Raw genomic sequence first — 15,433 nt, forward strand, 5'->3', positions numbered from 1 at the left:
CACCGGCCGGAACCGGGCGCACGCGCCGCACACATCGAGCCAAGCTCCGGCTCGTACGATGGCCACGACGCCACCGGGATGCCCGGGCCGGCTGTCCAGTTTAGGATAGTTTATCCCATACGGAGGGTCAGCGGTGACGATGCCGGCGCGGCGCGCCCGGAACAGCGGGGCGACCGACCATCCGAGGACGGGCTGGCGCCGGCACATCCCGCGGGCGTTCGCCATCCTGCTGCGTACGGTGGCCATCATCTGCGCGCTGGCGGCGCTGAGCAGCGCCTTCCGGAACGACTTCCAGCCGCTTCGCCGGACCATCGACGCGCTGATCATCCCGGCGCCGGCCAACCTCGCGTACGCGGCCTTCCTGGCCACCCTCGCGGCGGCCACCCGGCGGCGGAAGCGGGCGGCGTACTGGGCGCTGGTGGGCTACTTCTCGCTCAGCCTGATCTTCGACGCGCTGGCCGGGGGGCTCATCCTCACCGTTCCCGGCGAGGAGCTGGTGGACCGGGCCGGGCGTCGGCTGTTCAGCGACTTCGACGTGGTGGGGGTGTGGGCCGGCACCGGCTTCGCCGTGGCGTCCCTGTTGCTGCTGGTGCTGGCCCGGCGCGAGTTCTACGCCCGGGTCCGGCCGGGCAGCGCCCGGCGGGCCGCGGCCGTCTTCGCCGGGTCGGCCGCCGCCGCCGTGCTGCTGGGCTATCTGTTGCTGACCGCCTTCCCCGGCAGCCTGGGCGGCACCCGCGACCGGCTCGGGTACGCCGTCGAGCGGGTGTTCGGTGGCGCCATCGTCATCGACCTCACCCGGCCCGGCCACGCGCCCGGCTGGGTCAACCTGCTGCTCGGCCTGTTCGGCGCGATCGCCCTGCTCGCCGCGTTGCGCACGCTGCTGCGCTCGCAGCAGGCCGCCGCCGTGCTCCGGCCGGAGGACGAGCAGCGGATCCGGGTGCTGCTGGCCGAGTACGGCGAGCGCGACTCGCTCGGCTACTTCGCCACCCGCCGGGACAAGGCGGCGATCTTCTCCCCGAGCGGCAAGGCGGCCGTGACCTACCGGGTGGTCAACGGCGTGACGCTGGCCAGCGGTGACCCGGTGGGCGACCCGGAGGCGTGGCCACCGGCCATCGCGGCCTGGCTCGAGCAGGCCCGGGCGTACGCCTGGACGCCCGCCGTGATGGGCGCCGGGGAGGCGGGCGCCAACGCCTTCTCCCGGGCCGGCCTCAAGGTGCTGCACCTCGGCGACGAGGCGATCCTGCTGGTCCGCGAGTACGCGCTGGACCGGCCGGACATGAAGCCGGTGCGCCAGGCCGTCCGCCGGCTTGAGCGGGCCGGCTGGACGGCCCGGCTGCGCCGGCACCGCGACATCCCCGCCGGGGAACTGGCCGAGCTGGCTCGGCTCGCCACCGCGTGGCGGGACACCGAGGGCGAGCGCGGCTTCTCGATGGCGCTCGGCCGGCTGGGCGACCCGGCCGACGCCGACTGCGTGCTGGTCGAGGCGTGCGACCCGGCGGGGACGGTCCGGGCGCTGCTCTCGTTCAGTCCGTGGGGCGCGACCGGGCTCTCCCTGGACCTCATGCGCCGGGACCGGTCGGCGGACAACGGCACCATGGAGTTCATGGTGTCGGCGCTGATGGCCGCCGCGCCGGCCCTGGGCGTGGAGCGGGTGTCGCTGAACTTCGCGGTCTTCAGGGCGGCCTTCGAGGAGGGCGCCCGGATCGGCGCCGGGCCGGTGATCCGGCTCTGGCGGCACACCCTGTTGTTCTTCTCCCGCTGGTGGCAGCTGGAGTCGCTGTACCGGGCCAACGCCAAGTACCAACCGCACTGGACGCCGCGCTACATCTGCTTCGCGGAGCGCCGCGAGCTGGCCCGGGTCGGCCTCGCCTCGGCCATCGCCGAGGGCTTCCTGGCGCTGCCCGGCAGCCCGGCGGCGCCGCTGCACACCGGCGCGCTGCCCGGGGGCGGCGTGGTCCAGTACGTGCCACCGGCCACCGAGGCCGCCGCGGCGCCGGCCGCCGCCGGGGTCGTGCCGGTGCCGCCCCTCGCGCCGCAGCGTGCGGTTCCGGAACAGACCCGGGTACGCGTCGAGAAGCTCGACCGGCTGCGGGCCGCGGGCATCGACCCGTACCCCGTGGGATATCCGCGCACCGACGAGTGCGCCGCGGTGGCGGCCCGGCACGCCGGGCTGGGCGCCGACACCTGGACCGGGGAGACGGTCCGGCTGGCCGGTCGGGTGCTGCTGACCCGCGACCACGGCCGGCTGACCTTCGCGACGATCCGGGACGGCAGCGGCGACCTCCAGCTCATGCTGGACGGCGAGACCGAGGGCGGGCTGGAGCGCTGGCGGCGCACGGTCGACCTGGGCGACCACGTCGGGGTGACCGGCGAGGTGGGGACCACCCGGCGGGGCGAGCTGACCGTGCGGGTCCGGTCCTGGGAGCTGACCGCCAAGTGCCTGCGCCCGCTGCCGGACAAGCACCACGGGCTGGCCGACCCGGAGGCCCGGGTCCGGCAGCGCTACCTCGACCTGGCCATCAACCCGGAGGCCCGCCGGCTGCTGCGGGCGCGCAGCGCGGCCGTGCAGAGCCTGCGCGAGTCGTTGCTGTCCCGCGACTTCCTCGAGGTGGAGACGCCGATGCTGCAGCGGGTGCACGGCGGCGCCAACGCCCGGCCGTTCAGCACGCACAGCAACGCCTACGACGTCACGCTGCACCTGCGGATCGCGCCGGAGCTCTATCTCAAGCGGCTTGCGGTGGGCGGCGTGGAGCGGGTGTTCGAGCTGGGCCGGGCGTTCCGCAACGAGGGGGTGGACTTCTCGCACAACCCCGAGTTCACCGTGCTGGAGGCGTACCAGGCGTACGCGGACTACGGCACGATGCGGACGCTGGCGCAGGAGCTGATCCAGACGGCCGCCGTGGCGGTGCACGGCGCCGCGCTGGCCTACCCGCCCGGCGGCGAGGGCGAGCCGGTGGACATCTCCGGGCCGTGGCCGGTGCGCACGGTCCACGAGGCCGTCTCGGCGGCGCTCGGCGAGTTGGTCACCCCGGACGCGGACGCCGCCGAGCTGCGCAAGCGCTGCGACGCGGCGGGCGTGCCGTACGACCCGAAGTGGGGCGCGGGCGCGCTGCTGCTGGAGCTGTACGAGCGGCTCGTCGAGGCGAGGACCAGCGCGCCGACGTTCTACACCGACTTCCCCACCGAGGTGTCGCCGCTGACCCGGGCGCACCGGAGCGACCCCCGGCTGGCCGAGCGCTGGGACCTGGTCGCCTTCGGGATGGAGCTCGGCACCGCGTACTCCGAGCTGATCGACCCGCTGGAGCAGCGCCGCCGGCTCACCGAGCAGTCGCTGCTGGCCGCCGGCGGCGACCCGGAGGCCATGGAGCTGGACGAGGACTTCCTCACCGCGCTGGAGTACGCCATGCCGCCCACCGGCGGCCTGGGCATCGGCGTGGACCGGGTGGTCATGCTGCTCACCGGCCGCTCGATCCGGGAAACCTTGCCCTTCCCCTTCGTCCGCGAAAGCTGAAAGGTGGGTGGGGGTGGCTCAGGCGGTGAGGTTGGCGCGGCGACGTTTGCGGACCTTCTGGGTGACCCACCAGGCTACGGCGGCTATGAAGAAGGCGGCGATGGCCCAGTTGAGGTAGCTGTTGTACTGCTCGACCTGCTGCCATTGGGAGCCGAGCGCATAGCCGAGGCCCACGAGCAGCGAGTTCCACACCCCGCTGCCGATCGTGGTGAGCAGGATGAAGCGCGGCAGCGGCATCCGGTCGGCGCCCGCCGGGATGGAGATCAGGCTGCGGACCACCGGCACCAGCCGGCCGATCAGCACCGCCCACGAGCCGTGCCGGTCGAACCAGCGGTCCGCCCGCTCCAGATCGTCGGCGTCCACCAGCGGGACGTGATCGAGCCAGCGCTTCAGCCGGTCCTCGCCGACCGCGCGGCCCAGCCAGTACAGCAGTAGGGCGCCGCCGAGCGAGCCGGCCGTGGCGGCCAGCGCGGCGAGCACCACGTTGCCCTGGCCGGTCCGGGCCAGGTAGCCGGCCATGGCCAGGACGACCTCGCTGGGGATCGGCGGCACGATGTTCTCCAGCGCCACCAGCAACGCCACGCCGAGCGGCCCGATCGCGTCGATCACCGAGGCGACCCAGCCGGTCAACCCGCTCAGCTGGCTCGGGTCGGCGTTGTCGGCGAGCACGGGTCACCCCCGGAGGTACGGAACGGATGTCTCCTGATCAGCTACCCGTACCCCGGAAAAGCCCTGCATACCCGTCGGGTGGCGCGCGTCATGCCGGTCAGGGATGCAGGGCCGCGTCGGCCGGGCCGGCCGTCCAGCCGAGAAACCGGACCGTCAGGTCGGCCCGGGTGGGCCCGCAGCAGTACGGCCCGGCCAGCGCCTCGACGTCCGGCGCCAGCGGGGCCAGCCGGACCAGCCGCCACGGCTCCTCGTCGGCCCGGGCCCGCACGGTCAGCGCGTCGTCCCGGCGGCTCACCCGGACCGTCACCGGCCGACCCGCCCACTCCGGCACGGGCGCGGTGGACCAGTCCGAGGCGCCATCGGTGCGGACGGCGCCGAGTTGGGGGGTGCCGTCGCAGTACTCCACCCCGGTCTTGAGCCATCGTTCGGCGTCCACCCGGACCAGCAGGCCGGCCTGGTCGAACTGCTCGGTGTAGTCGGCCACGAAGCGGACCTCGGCGGCCGTGTCCGGCGGCAGCGGGGCGAGCAGCGCGTGCCCGTTGTCGTGTACGAAGCCGTACGCCGTCGTGCGCCAGAAGTCGGTGCCTTCGGCCGCGGTGACCAGTAGCTCGCCGTCGCCGAGCGGCAGGCTGCGTACCGGGGGGTTGAGCCAGGTGCCGGTGCTCCAGCCGATCCGGCGGTGCACCGCCGGTCCCGCGTCGTCCATTCCAGGCACGGTACCGGCCGGCGCCGCGCCGCGGTGCCCCCGCGGCGCGGCGCGGCGGCACGGCCGCGCGCAGCCGGCGCACGGCCGGCCGGACCGTCCGGATCCGCCGCGGCCGGACCGCCCGGATCCGCCGCAGCCGGGCGCGCGGGCGGCCGTCCTGGCGGATGCCGCGAACGGCCACTGTGGCCGGTTTGCCGCGTCGGCCGTTGGGTTAAGCCAGGTACGCATGAGCGACCGGTGGTACCAGGAGGCCGTTGTCTACTGCCTCGACATCGATACGTACGTGGATTCGGACGGCGACGGCGTCGGGGACATCCGGGGCCTGATCGGCCGGCTGGACTACCTGGCCCGGCTGGGCGTGACCTGCCTGTGGTTGCAGCCGGTGCATCCGTCACCCAACCGGGACGACGGCTACGACGCCACCGACTTCTACAACGTCGACCCGCGGTTCGGCAGCCTCGGCGACTTCGCCGAGCTGCTGCATCAGGCGGGCAACCGGGGCATCAAGGTCATCATCGACCTGGTCGTCAACCACACCTCGGACCAGCACCCGTGGTTCCAGTCGGCCCGCTCCTCGCCGGACTCGCCGTACCGGGACTGGTACGTCTGGTCCGACACCGAGCCCAGCGACCGGCACCAGGGCATGGTGTTCCCCGGTGAGCAGAACGAGACCTGGAGCTACGACCGCACCGCCAAGTCGTGGTACTACCACCGGTTCTACAAGTTCCAGCCGGACCTCAACTTCAGCAACCCGGCCGTGCGGGAGGAGATCAAGAAGATCGTCTCCTTCTGGCTCCAGCTCGGCGTCGCCGGGTTCCGCATCGACGCGGTCCCGTTCATCATCGAGCTGACCGAGCCGGGCAACCCGAATTCCCCCAAGGACCTCGACTTCCTCACCGAGCTGCGCCAGCACGTGCAGTGGCGGCGCGGCGACGCCATGCTGCTGGCCGAGGCGAACGTCGAACCCGAGCAGCTGCCGGCGTACTTCGGTGACAAGGGCGGCTCGGGCAACCGGCTGCACATGCTGTTCGACTTCATGCTCAACGGGCAGCTGATGCTGGCGCTGGCCCGGGAGGACCCCGAGCCGATCATCGCGGCCCTGCGGGACACCCCGAAGCTGCCGGTGGGCGGTCAGTGGGCCACCTTCCTGCGCAACCACGACGAGATCGACCTGTCCCGGCTCACCGCCGAGCAGCGCGAGGAGGTGTTCGCGAAGTTCGGGCCGGACGAGAAGATGCGGCTGTACGGGCGCGGCATCCGGCGCCGGCTCGCGCCCATGCTCGGCAACGACCGGCGGCACCTCGAGCTGGCGTACGCGCTGCAGTTCTCGCTGCGCGGCACCCCCGTGCTGCGGTACGGCGAGGAGATCGGGATGGGCGACGACCTCGCGCTGCGGGGCCGGGACGCGATCCGTACCCCCATGCAGTGGTCGTTCGCGCCGAACGCCGGCTTCTCCTCGGCGCCGGCCGAGAAGCTGGTCCGCCCGGTGGTGGACCAGGGCGACTTCGGCTTCGAGCGGGTGAACGTGACCGCGCAGCGCCGGGACGACCGGTCGCTGCTGGCCTGGTTCGAGCGGATGATCCGCAGCCTGCGGGAGGCGCCGGAGGTCGGCTCCGGCACCTGCACCCACATCGACAAGGTCCTGCCGTCGGGCGTGCTGGCGCACCGGGCGGACGGGCCGACCGGGACGATGCTGTTCCTGCACAACCTCGGCACCGACGACGTGACGGTGGACCTCGGCGAGCTGTTCGAGGAGGCGCACCAGCCGACCGACGTGCTCACCGACCGCCCGTACGACGCGGTCGGCAAGCTGGACGCGCTGCACCTGGGCGGCTACGGCTACCGGTGGATCCGGCTGTGCCGCAACGACGCCGGCTGGTCCAGCCCGGCCAGCTCCGCCACGGCCTGAGTGATCGCCGGGAGGGCCCGCGCCCGGCGGGAGGGCCCGCGCCCGGCGGGAGGGCCCGCGCCCGCCGGGAGGTCCGCGGCCTCCCGGCGGCGCCGACCGGCGCCGGTCGGCGTACGGCTGGGTTAAGCTCCGCACCCAGCCGTACGTTACCGGGAGGTAGAAAATGCCGGATCAGCCCCGCGTCGCCATCGTCACCGGAGCCGCCCGCGGGATCGGCGCGGCCACGGCCCGCCGGCTGGCCGACGACGGCCACGCCGTGGCCGTGGTGGACGTCGAAGAGGCCGCCGCGCGGATCACCGCCGAGGCGATCACCGCCGGCGGCGGGCGGGCGGTCGGGATCGGCGCCGACGTGTCGGACCGGGCTCAGGTCCAGGACGCGGTACGCCGGGTGGCCGATGAGCTGGGCGCGCCCTCGGTGCTGGTCAACAACGCCGGTGTGCTCCGCGACAACCTGCTGTTCAAGATGACCGAGGACGACTGGGACACCGTGCTGGCCGTGCACCTGCGGGGCGCTTTCCTGTTCAGCCAGGCGGCCCAGCAGCACATGGTCGAGCAGCGGTGGGGGCGGATCATCAACCTGTCCAGCACCTCCGCGCTGGGCAACCGTGGTCAGGCCAACTACTCGGCCGCCAAGGCCGGCATGCAGGGCTTCACCAAGACCCTGGCCATCGAGCTGGGCCAGTTCGGGGTAACCGTCAACGCGGTGGCGCCCGGCTTCATCGCCACCGACATGACCGCGGCCACGGCGGCCCGGATGGGCATCGACTTCGCCGACCTGCAGAAGCACGCGGCCGCCGAGATCCCGGTCCGCCGGGTGGGCCGGCCGGAGGACGTGGCGCACACCATCGCGTTCCTGGCCAGCGAGGGCGCCGGGTTCGTCTCCGGCCAGGTCATCTACGTGGCCGGCGGCCCCAAGGACTAACCCCGCACCGCCGGTCCCCGGTCGGGATCTTCGTATTCTGCTGCCCCGCGAGGGGCACCAAATTCCAAGATCTCGGCTGAGTCAGATCCGGGGCGGAGGTCAGGGGCGCGGGCGGGTGCGGCGCAGCCAGAGCAGGCCGAGCAGCGGCAGCACGAGCGGGACGTACCCGTAGCCCTGACCGAACCGCGACCAGACCGTGTCGTGCGGGAAGAGCCCGCGGTCGACCAGGCTGAGCACCCCAACCGCCAGCACGCCGAGGAACTCGACGGTGCAGCAGACCAGCGCGGTGCGCCGGCCGCCGCTGCCGCCGCGGGCCAGCCCGATGGTGGCCAGGATGTAGATCACCGCGGCCAGCGCGGAGAGCAGGTATGCCACCGGCGCGTCCTGGAACTTGACGGCCAGCTGGTAGCCGGCCCGGGACGTGGCCGCCACGGCGAACAGCAGGTAGACCGCCACGAGCACCCGCCCGGGCCCGCTGTTGACCGCCCGGCCGGGCTCAGCCACCGGTCACCTGCCAGGTCTGCTGGAGCCGCACCACGACCACGGGGATCACCAGGCAGACCACGGTCACGATCCCGGAACCCCACCGGGTCGGCTCCATCCGGGCCAGCACGAAGGCCAGCGGCGGCAGGCAGACCAGCGTGACCAGGTAGCCGGCGAAGACGCCGGGCTCGCCGGGCCGTTGCCCGCCGCCGAGCGCGACGGCCGCGGCGACGCCGAGCACCAGCAGGGCCACCTCGACCACGCCGAGCCCGATCAGCTGCCAGCGGTCCGGCGCGCGGTCGCGCACCGTCGCCACCAACGCCCACGCCGCGAGGATGAGCGACAGCACGATCGGCACGGTGGCCACGGGACCGTGCACCGGGGACGCGGCGGTGGCGTGGATCACCGCGTACCCAAGAACTGAGGGTCGATCACCGGCCCAGCCTACTGACCGGGACCGGCCCGCCGGCGTCGACCATGCCGACCGTGCCGGTCGGTCCATCCGGCGGCGCGGACGGCCTGGTCAGGACATAAATGTACGTCTATCATTGCGGTGGTTTGGGACCTCTCGGCGTCGGGGAGTGTTCATCACCGTGGGTGCGGCGGGCGTGTGGGCGTTGGTCATGGTCGGCGGAGTGGCCGTCCTCGGCCTGCTCGGCCTCGCCGTCGTGATGGAGCGTCCGGGCGAGCCGGGCGAGGATCCCGAACGGCTGGCGGCCGAGGCCGCGGAACTCACCGAACACGCCGCCGCGGCGCAGGCCGACGCCCAGCGGGCGGCCGCGGTGGCGGCCGAGGCCGGCGCGGGCCGGGCCGCCGCGCAACGGGCCCGGGACGAGGCGTGGGACGCGCAGGAACGCGCCGAGCAGGCGTTCGAGAGCGCGTTCCGGGAGGTGGCCGAGGGCCGCCGGGCCGCGCCGCCGGCTCTGGTCGAGGCGGGCGGCGACCCGGAGTCGCGCCGCGAGGTCTCCCGGGCCGCGCTGTCCGCGTACCGCCGGGGTGACATCTCGGTACGCGAGCTGCGCGAGGTGTGGCGGCTCACCGGCGACCACGACCCGGCCCAGGAGGAGCGGGAGTGGACCGCCGACCGGCTGCAGCGGGAGTCCATGGCGGCCCGCCGCGAGTACGACCGCGCGGTGGCGCAGCTGCGCCGGGCCGACCAGGCCGCCCGGGTGGCCGAGGTGGCCGCCGAGGCGCTGCTCACCGAGGCGGCGCAGTCCGCGGCCGAGGCGCAGATCGCCCAGGACGCGGTGGCGGCCGCGGCTCGCGGCCGGCGGGGCCGGTCCCGGACGCGCCGCGCCGGCCGGTAACGGTCCGGACGCGCCGCGCCGGCCGGTAACGGTCCGGACGCGCCGCGCCGGCCGGTAACGGTCCGGACGCGCCGGCCGGTAACGGTCCGCGCCGCGCCCGCCGGTAATGGTTCCGGCCGCGCGCCGCGCCGGCCGGTAACGGGTCCCGCCGCGCGCCGCTTAGGCCGGTAACGGGTCCCGCCGCGCGCCGCTTAGGCCGGTAACGGGTCCCGCCGCGCGCCGCTTAGGCCGGTAACGGGTCCGGCCGCGCGCCGCGCGGTGGCGGGCGGGCCCCGATCGCCGTTCGCCGCGCCCGGCGTTGGCCGGCGCTGCCCGGCGGCGGACCCGCCGCCGTGTTAGGAATGACGTCTTCCGCACAAACCGACCGGAAGGGGTCTGCGGTGCTGAGCTTTGGAGTCTTCGGAACGGGCCACTGGGCGGCCGAGACGCACGCGGCCGCGCTCGCGGCCCATCCGCGGGCCCGGCTGGCCGGGGTCTGGGGCCGCAACCCGGACAAGGCCCGGGCGCTGGCCGACCGGTACGGGGTGCCGGCCTTCGACTCGACGGACGCGCTGACCGAGGCCGTCGACGCGGTGGCGTTCGCCGTGCCGCCGGACGTGCAGGCCGAACTCGCGGTCGGCGTGGCCAGCGCGGGCCGGCACCTGCTGCTGGACAAGCCGGTGGCGCTCAGCGTGGCCGCGGCCGACCGGCTGGTGAGCGCCGCCGACCAGGCCGGGGTGGCCTCGGTGGTCTTCTTCACCAACCGGTTCATCGAGAACATCGCCTCGCACCTGGCCACGGTCGCGGCGACCGGTGACTGGCACGGCGCGAGCGTCACCATGCACGCCTCGATCTACGAGCCGGGCAACCCGTACGGTGACTCGCGCTGGCGGCACGAGCACGGCGCGCTGTGGGACATCGGCCCGCACGCCCTGTCGCTGCTCGTGCCGGTGCTCGGTCGGGTGACCCGGGTGGCGGCCATGGACGGGCCGCGCGGGATGGTGGATCTGCTGCTGACCCACGACTCCGGCGCCACCAGCAACCTGTCGCTGACCCTGGACGCGCCGCCGGCCGCGAAGGCTCGCGCGGTCCGCTTCTACGGCGAGTCCGGGGTCGACGAGGTGCCCGACGGGACCGGCTCCGCCGTCGACGCCCTCGGCCGGGCCATCGACCAGCTGGTCGAGCAGGTCGAGTCGGGCGTCCGCGAGCACGCCTGCGACGTACGGTTCGCCCGCGACGTGGTGGCGGTGCTGGCCGCCGCCGACGCCGCCCGGGCCGAGGGCCGCACCGTCCCGCTGTAAGGAAGGGCCCCCTTTTATCGTTTCCGGTAGAGGAAGGGTCCCTTGTTAACGGGCTGCCCGGCGGGGCGCGCGGCCGGCGGGAAATCCGGTTGTCCGTGCTGACCCGCCGGGGCTAGCGTCGCCACCGTGGCACACGCTCTGATCGACGGCGCCGGTACGCCGGCCGCCGCGGGCCCCCGCCGGGTGGCCCGCCCCTGGAGCCGGCGTACCGCCCCGGCCGCGCGCCGGGACGCCGCCTGAAGCAGGGCTCCCGCACGCACCCGTCCGCCGCCGCGTCGCCGTCGCCCGCGACGCACGACGCCGGGTGCCGCCTGCCCGCCCGCGTCTCCCGCTCCGCCGGGGCCGACGAGTCCTGATCACTCGTCAGGCCCGCGTTCGGCGCACCTGTTTCGTGCCGCCCGGGCCTGCCCCGTCCGCCGCCCGCCCGGGCGGCAGCGAAGGACCCAGGCCGTGGCCTCCCACCGACCGTACGACCGTTCCCTGCCCGACGGCCGTTCCCTGCCCAGCGACCGTTCCCTGCCCGACGGCCGTTCCCTGCCCGACGACCGTTCCCTGCCCAGCGACCGTTCCCTGCTCAGCGACCGCTCTCTGCCCGACGGTCCCGTCCCGCCCACCGACCGATCCCGGCCCACCGGCCGTCCGGAGCCCGGCAATCTGTCCCGGTCCGCCCGCCGGCTGCCCCGGCGGACCGAACGCGACCGGTCCCGTCGGGTGCTCTCGCAGAACTTCCTCGCCGATCCGGCCGCCTTGCGCCGGATCGTGCAGGCCGCCCGGCCCGAACCGGATGACCTGGTGCTGGAGGTGGGCGCCGGTCCGGGCGGGCTGACCCGGGCGCTGGCCGCCCGGGGCTGCCGGGTCGAGGCGTACGAGATCGATCCGGAGCTGGCGGGCCGGCTGGCGGCCGGCTGCGCGGACCTGCCCCGGGTCGTGGTGCGGCCGGCCGACTTTCTCGCGGCGCCGGCCCCCGACGAACCGTTCGCGGTGGTCGGCAACATCCCGTGGGCGCTCACCGCCCGGGTGGTGGACTGGTGTCTGGCCGCGCCCGGGTTGCGGTCCGCGACCCTGCTGACCCAGCTGGAGTACGCGCGCAAGCGCACCGGCGACTTCGACCGGTGGAGCCGGCTGACGATCCTGACCTGGCCGCGCTGGCGGTGGCGGATGGCCGGCCGGGTGCCCCGGTCCGCGTTCCGGCCGGCGCCCGCGGTGGACGCCGGGATTCTGCGGCTGGACCGGCGGGCCGCGCCGCTGCTGCCGTCCGGGCAGCTGCCCGGGTACGAGCGGATGGTGCGCCGGGGGTTCACCGGCGCGGGCGGTTCGCTCTACGCGTCCCTGCGCGGGCAGCACGCGCCGGCCCGGCTGGACGCCGCCTTCCGGGCCGCCCGGCTGGGCCGGGACACCCCGGTCGGCCTGGTCTGGCCGGAGCAGTGGCTCGCGCTGTTCCGGCTGCTGCGGTGAGCGTCGTCTCTCCGGGCCGCGAAAGGGTTTCAACGATGTCCACGGGGCACTGGTGAAGGAGAAATCGACGCAACAACCGACGAACAGGGAGGCGGGGCATGAGGGCAGTCGTCTACGCGGGGCCGCGCTCGGTCGAGGTCCGTGAGGTGCCGGATCCGCGGATCGAAAAGCCGACCGACGCCATCATCAAGATCACAACTACCAACATCTGCGGCTCCGACCTGCACATGTACGAGGGCCGCGCCGCCGTCGATGAGGGCAAGGTGCTCGGCCACGAGAACATGGGCGTGGTGCAGGAGGTCGGCCCGGCCGTGGACCGGATCCGGGTCGGCGACCGGGTCTCCGTGCCGTTCAACATCGCCTGCGGCACCTGCCGCAACTGCGTGACCGGCTGGACCTCGTTCTGTCTGCGCACCAACCCCACGGAGGGGGTGGACGGCGCCGCCTACGGATACTCGCAGATGGGCCCGTACGACGGCGGCCAGGCGGAGTACCTGCGCGTGCCGTACGCGGACTTCAACCTGTTGACGCTGCCCGAGGGCAACCAGTTCGAGAACGACTTCACGATGCTGTCGGACATCTTCCCGACCGCGTACCACGGCACCGAGCTGGCCGGGGTGGAGCCGGGCGACGAGGTGGCCGTCTTCGGCGCCGGGCCGGTCGGCTTGCTGGCCGCGCACAGCGCGCTGATCCGGGGCGCCAGCCGGGTGTTCGTGGTGGACAAGGAGGCGGACCGGCTCGACCTGGCCAAGCGGATCGGCGCCACGCCGGTCGACTTCGGCGCCGGTGACCCGGTCGAGCAGATCCTGGACGCCACCGGCGGCCTGGGCGTGGACCGTGGTGTGGAGGCGGTCGGCTACCAGGCGCACGACGCCACCGGTCAGGAGCACCCGGAGCTGGTGCTCGACAACCTGGTGCAGGTGGTGCGCAGCACCGGCGGCCTCGGGGTCATCGGCGTGTACGTGCCGCAGGACCCCGGCGCGGCCAACGACCCGGCCAAGGAGGGCCGGATCGGGTTCAACTACGGCAAGTTCTGGCAGAAGGGCCTGCAGATGGGCACCGGCCAGGCCCCGGTGAAGCGCTACAACGAGCACCTGCGCGACCTGATCATCCAGGGCCGGGCGAACCCGTCGTTCCTCGTCTCCCACGAGGTGTCCCTGGACCAGGCGCCGGACGCGTACGAGAAGTTCGACAAGCGGGTCGACGGTTACACGAAGGTGCTGCTGCACCCCTGATCTGACCCGGTTAGGAAGGGCCCCTTCCTATACAAAAAGCGATAGTAAGGGGCCCTTCCTTCGGCTCAGGCGAGTTCGCTGAGCGACTCGCCCACCTCGGTTGGCGAGTCGAACTCCTCGACGGGCAGCGAACGGAGCAGTTGCAGCACGGCGGTGCTGGCGCCGTTCTCCTGCGCCCGGCGCACCACGTCCTCCCGGGAGACGGGGAAATCGAGTCCCTCGAGGTAGTCCTGCAACTGCGTGACGTTGACGGCCATGCCGTTGGCTACCCGCTGCCGGGGGCGGTCACACCCGCCGCTGGCTGCGGGTTTGTCCGCGAATCGCCGGGGTAGCCGGCGGTCATGCTGGAGCGCCGGCTCGGGGGACCGGGTGACTTCGACCCGCTGTTGGAGCGCGTGGGCGCGGCCCGGGTCGTGCTGATCGGTGAGGCGAGCCACGGGACGTACGACTTCTACCGGCTCCGCGAGCAGCTGACCCGGCGGTTGATCGCGGAGCGAGGCTTCTCCTTCGTGGCGGTGGAGGGCGACTGGCCGGATTGCGACCGGCTGCACGCCTCGCTGACCGGGGCGCCGGGCGGGGAGCCGGACCCGCAGGTGGCGCTGGCCCGGTTCGAGCGCTGGCCCACCTGGATGTGGGCGAACGCCGAGGTGGCCCGGTTCGGGCGGTGGCTGCGAGCGTGGAACCTGGACCGGCCGGCGGCCGAGCGGGCCGGCTTCCACGGCCTGGACGTGTACAGCCTGTGGGAGTCGATGCAGGTCATCCTGGATTACCTGCGCGCGGAGGACCCGGCCGCGCTGCCGGCCGCGGAGGCGGCGTACCGCTGCTTCGAGCCGTACGGCAAGCGGATCGAGGAGTACGCCTCGGCCAGCAGCTTCGTCGACGCCCGCTGTGCGGACGAGGTGGTCCGGCTGCTGGCCGGGATGCGGGAGCGGGCCCTGCATGACGGCGCCGACCGGTTCTCGGCCTGGCAGAACGCCGAGGTGGTGGCCCGGGCCGAGCAGTATTACCACGCCATGGTGGGCGGCGGCTCGCACTCCTGGAACGTCCGTGACACCCACATGGCCGACACCCTGGACCGGCTGCTGGACCGGTACGGCCCGGACGCCCGGGCGGTGGTGTGGGCGCACAACACGCACGTGGGCGACGCCCGGGCCACCGACATGGCCGACGCCGGCATGCTCAACGTGGGGCAGCTCGCCCGGGAGCGGCACGGTGCCGACGCGGTCGTGCTGGTCGGCTTCGGCACCTGGACCGGCACGGTGATCGCGGCGCCGAGCTGGGGCGCGCCGGCAGAGGTCATGACCGTGCCGCCGGCCCGGGCCGGCTCGATCGAACAGTGGATGCACGAGCGGCTGCCCGAGCGGGCGCTGATGGTCTTCGACGAGGCGGACCGCGGCGCGGGCCGGCTGGCCGAGCCGGTCGACCACCGGGCCATCGGGGTGGTGTACGACCCCTCGTTCGAGGCGTGGGGCAACTACGTGCCGAGCCGGCTGGCCGAGCGGTACGACGCGTTCCTGTGGTGCGACCGGACCACCGCGCTGCACCCGCTGGCCGCGATCGCGCGCTCCGGCGAGCTGGAGACCTACCCGTCGGGCGTCTGACCCGCCCGCCCGCCGTGCGCCGACCCGCCCGCCCGCTGTGCGCCGACCCGCCCGCCCGCCGTGCGCCGATCCGCCTCGGTCTTCGACGGTGGCGATGGACCGCGCCGGTCCTCGATGGCCGAGCGTGCCGGTCCGCGGTGGTGGCCGGTCGCCGACCGCATGCTGGGATGGCCCGCCATCCGCGACCGGCACGCCCGCGCGGGCGTCGCGACCCTCCCAACGCCTGGTCGGCCCTGCGAGATCACCAAGGTGTCACCCTCGGTGATTGAATGGGGCCCTTGGGAGGAATCCTCTCCATCCTTTGCTCTGCTGCCTTCCGCGCACCAGACACCCAAAGTCATCGGTGGCCTGCGGA

13 protein-coding genes are annotated in these 15,433 nt (G+C 74.0%); 8 read left to right on the plus strand and 5 right to left on the minus strand.

Annotated features, from left to right (window positions below; genetic code table 11):
• The first annotated feature begins 139 nt into the window (after nt 1-139).
• Complete coding sequence (lysX, locus tag ACFFHU_RS15055) at nt 140-3,511, plus strand: bifunctional lysylphosphatidylglycerol synthetase/lysine--tRNA ligase LysX (protein ID WP_377339793.1); 3,372 nt, start codon at nt 140-142, stop codon at nt 3,509-3,511.
• Between the two features lie 18 nt (nt 3,512-3,529).
• Here lysX and ACFFHU_RS15060 read toward each other — a convergent pair whose 3' ends face one another.
• Both ACFFHU_RS15060 and ACFFHU_RS15065 read right to left on the minus strand, forming a co-directional pair.
• Nucleotides 3,530-4,180, minus strand: a complete 651-nt coding sequence (locus tag ACFFHU_RS15060; protein WP_377339259.1) for a DedA family protein — start codon at nt 4,178-4,180, stop codon at nt 3,530-3,532.
• A 97-nt stretch (nt 4,181-4,277) separates the two neighbouring features.
• Entirely contained in the window at nt 4,278-4,886 is a 609-nt protein-coding gene (locus ACFFHU_RS15065; protein WP_377339261.1) for a DUF1349 domain-containing protein, read from the minus strand.
• Nucleotides 4,887-5,112: 226 nt separating this feature from the next.
• Between ACFFHU_RS15065 and ACFFHU_RS15070 the strand changes: the two genes are divergently transcribed.
• On the plus strand, nt 5,113-6,795 hold the full coding sequence (locus ACFFHU_RS15070; RefSeq protein ID WP_377339262.1) for an alpha-amylase family protein: 1,683 nt from the start codon (nt 5,113-5,115) through the stop codon (nt 6,793-6,795).
• 163 nt (nt 6,796-6,958) lie between these two features.
• Nucleotides 6,959-7,717 (plus strand): 3-oxoacyl-ACP reductase FabG, encoded by a 759-nt coding sequence (gene fabG / locus ACFFHU_RS15075; RefSeq protein WP_377339264.1) that lies wholly within the window; start codon nt 6,959-6,961, stop codon nt 7,715-7,717.
• A gap of 99 nt (nt 7,718-7,816) precedes the next feature.
• Here the strand turns inward: fabG and ACFFHU_RS15080 are convergent, their stop codons facing one another.
• Both ACFFHU_RS15080 and ACFFHU_RS15085 read right to left on the minus strand, forming a co-directional pair.
• On the minus strand, nt 7,817-8,221 hold the full coding sequence (locus ACFFHU_RS15080; RefSeq protein ID WP_377339265.1) for a hypothetical protein: 405 nt from the start codon (nt 8,219-8,221) through the stop codon (nt 7,817-7,819).
• Nucleotides 8,214-8,606: a hypothetical protein gene (locus tag ACFFHU_RS15085; protein WP_377339267.1), complete on the minus strand. Its 393-nt coding sequence runs from the start codon at nt 8,604-8,606 to the stop codon at nt 8,214-8,216. The genes ACFFHU_RS15080 and ACFFHU_RS15085 overlap by 8 nt, the downstream gene beginning before the upstream one ends.
• Before the next feature lie 175 nt (nt 8,607-8,781).
• Between ACFFHU_RS15085 and ACFFHU_RS15090 the strand changes: the two genes are divergently transcribed.
• The 4 genes from ACFFHU_RS15090 to ACFFHU_RS15105 all read left to right on the plus strand — a co-directional run bounded on the left by ACFFHU_RS15090 (nt 8,782) and on the right by ACFFHU_RS15105 (nt 13,477).
• Nucleotides 8,782-9,507: a hypothetical protein gene (locus ACFFHU_RS15090; RefSeq protein WP_377339268.1), complete on the plus strand. Its 726-nt coding sequence runs from the start codon at nt 8,782-8,784 to the stop codon at nt 9,505-9,507.
• A gap of 380 nt (nt 9,508-9,887) precedes the next feature.
• Nucleotides 9,888-10,787, plus strand: coding sequence for a Gfo/Idh/MocA family protein (locus tag ACFFHU_RS15095; RefSeq protein ID WP_377339269.1), 900 nt, complete (start codon nt 9,888-9,890; stop codon nt 10,785-10,787).
• A 675-nt stretch (nt 10,788-11,462) separates the two neighbouring features.
• Nucleotides 11,463-12,242, plus strand: a complete 780-nt coding sequence (gene erm / locus ACFFHU_RS15100) for an ErmE/ErmH/ErmO/ErmR family 23S rRNA (adenine(2058)-N(6))-methyltransferase (RefSeq protein WP_377339796.1) — start codon at nt 11,463-11,465, stop codon at nt 12,240-12,242.
• 98 nt (nt 12,243-12,340) lie between these two features.
• A complete protein-coding gene (locus tag ACFFHU_RS15105; RefSeq protein WP_377339271.1) occupies nt 12,341-13,477 on the plus strand; it encodes a glutathione-independent formaldehyde dehydrogenase in 1,137 nt (378 codons plus the stop codon).
• Nucleotides 13,478-13,542: 65 nt separating this feature from the next.
• On the opposite strand, the gene ACFFHU_RS15110 is transcribed toward ACFFHU_RS15105, so the two are convergent.
• A complete protein-coding gene (locus ACFFHU_RS15110) occupies nt 13,543-13,734 on the minus strand; it encodes a DUF2795 domain-containing protein (RefSeq protein ID WP_377339273.1) in 192 nt (63 codons plus the stop codon).
• 84 nt (nt 13,735-13,818) lie between these two features.
• On the opposite strand from ACFFHU_RS15110, the gene ACFFHU_RS15115 reads away from it, so the two are divergent.
• Nucleotides 13,819-15,078, plus strand: coding sequence for an erythromycin esterase family protein (locus tag ACFFHU_RS15115; protein ID WP_377339274.1), 1,260 nt, complete (start codon nt 13,819-13,821; stop codon nt 15,076-15,078).
• The last annotated feature ends 355 nt before the right edge of the window (nt 15,079-15,433 follow it).

Source organism: Plantactinospora siamensis, assembly GCF_042434095.1.
In the GTDB taxonomy this organism is placed as follows: Bacteria; Actinomycetota; Actinomycetes; order Mycobacteriales; family Micromonosporaceae; genus KBS50.

What these genes read in the sequence shown, in the direction of transcription:
- ACFFHU_RS15115 (WP_377339274.1), top strand. Translation starts at nt 13,819, where the DNA reads ATGCTGGAGCGCCGGCTCGGGGGACCGGGTGACTTCGACCCGCTGTTG.
- ACFFHU_RS15070 (WP_377339262.1), top strand. Translation starts at nt 5,113, where the DNA reads ATGAGCGACCGGTGGTACCAGGAGGCCGTTGTCTACTGCCTCGACATC.
- ACFFHU_RS15110 (WP_377339273.1), bottom strand. Translation starts at nt 13,734, where the DNA reads ATGGCCGTCAACGTCACGCAGTTGCAGGACTACCTCGAGGGACTCGAT.
- fabG (WP_377339264.1), top strand. Translation starts at nt 6,959, where the DNA reads ATGCCGGATCAGCCCCGCGTCGCCATCGTCACCGGAGCCGCCCGCGGG.
- ACFFHU_RS15105 (WP_377339271.1), top strand. Translation starts at nt 12,341, where the DNA reads ATGAGGGCAGTCGTCTACGCGGGGCCGCGCTCGGTCGAGGTCCGTGAG.
- lysX (WP_377339793.1), top strand. Translation starts at nt 140, where the DNA reads ATGCCGGCGCGGCGCGCCCGGAACAGCGGGGCGACCGACCATCCGAGG.
- ACFFHU_RS15065 (WP_377339261.1), bottom strand. Translation starts at nt 4,886, where the DNA reads ATGGACGACGCGGGACCGGCGGTGCACCGCCGGATCGGCTGGAGCACC.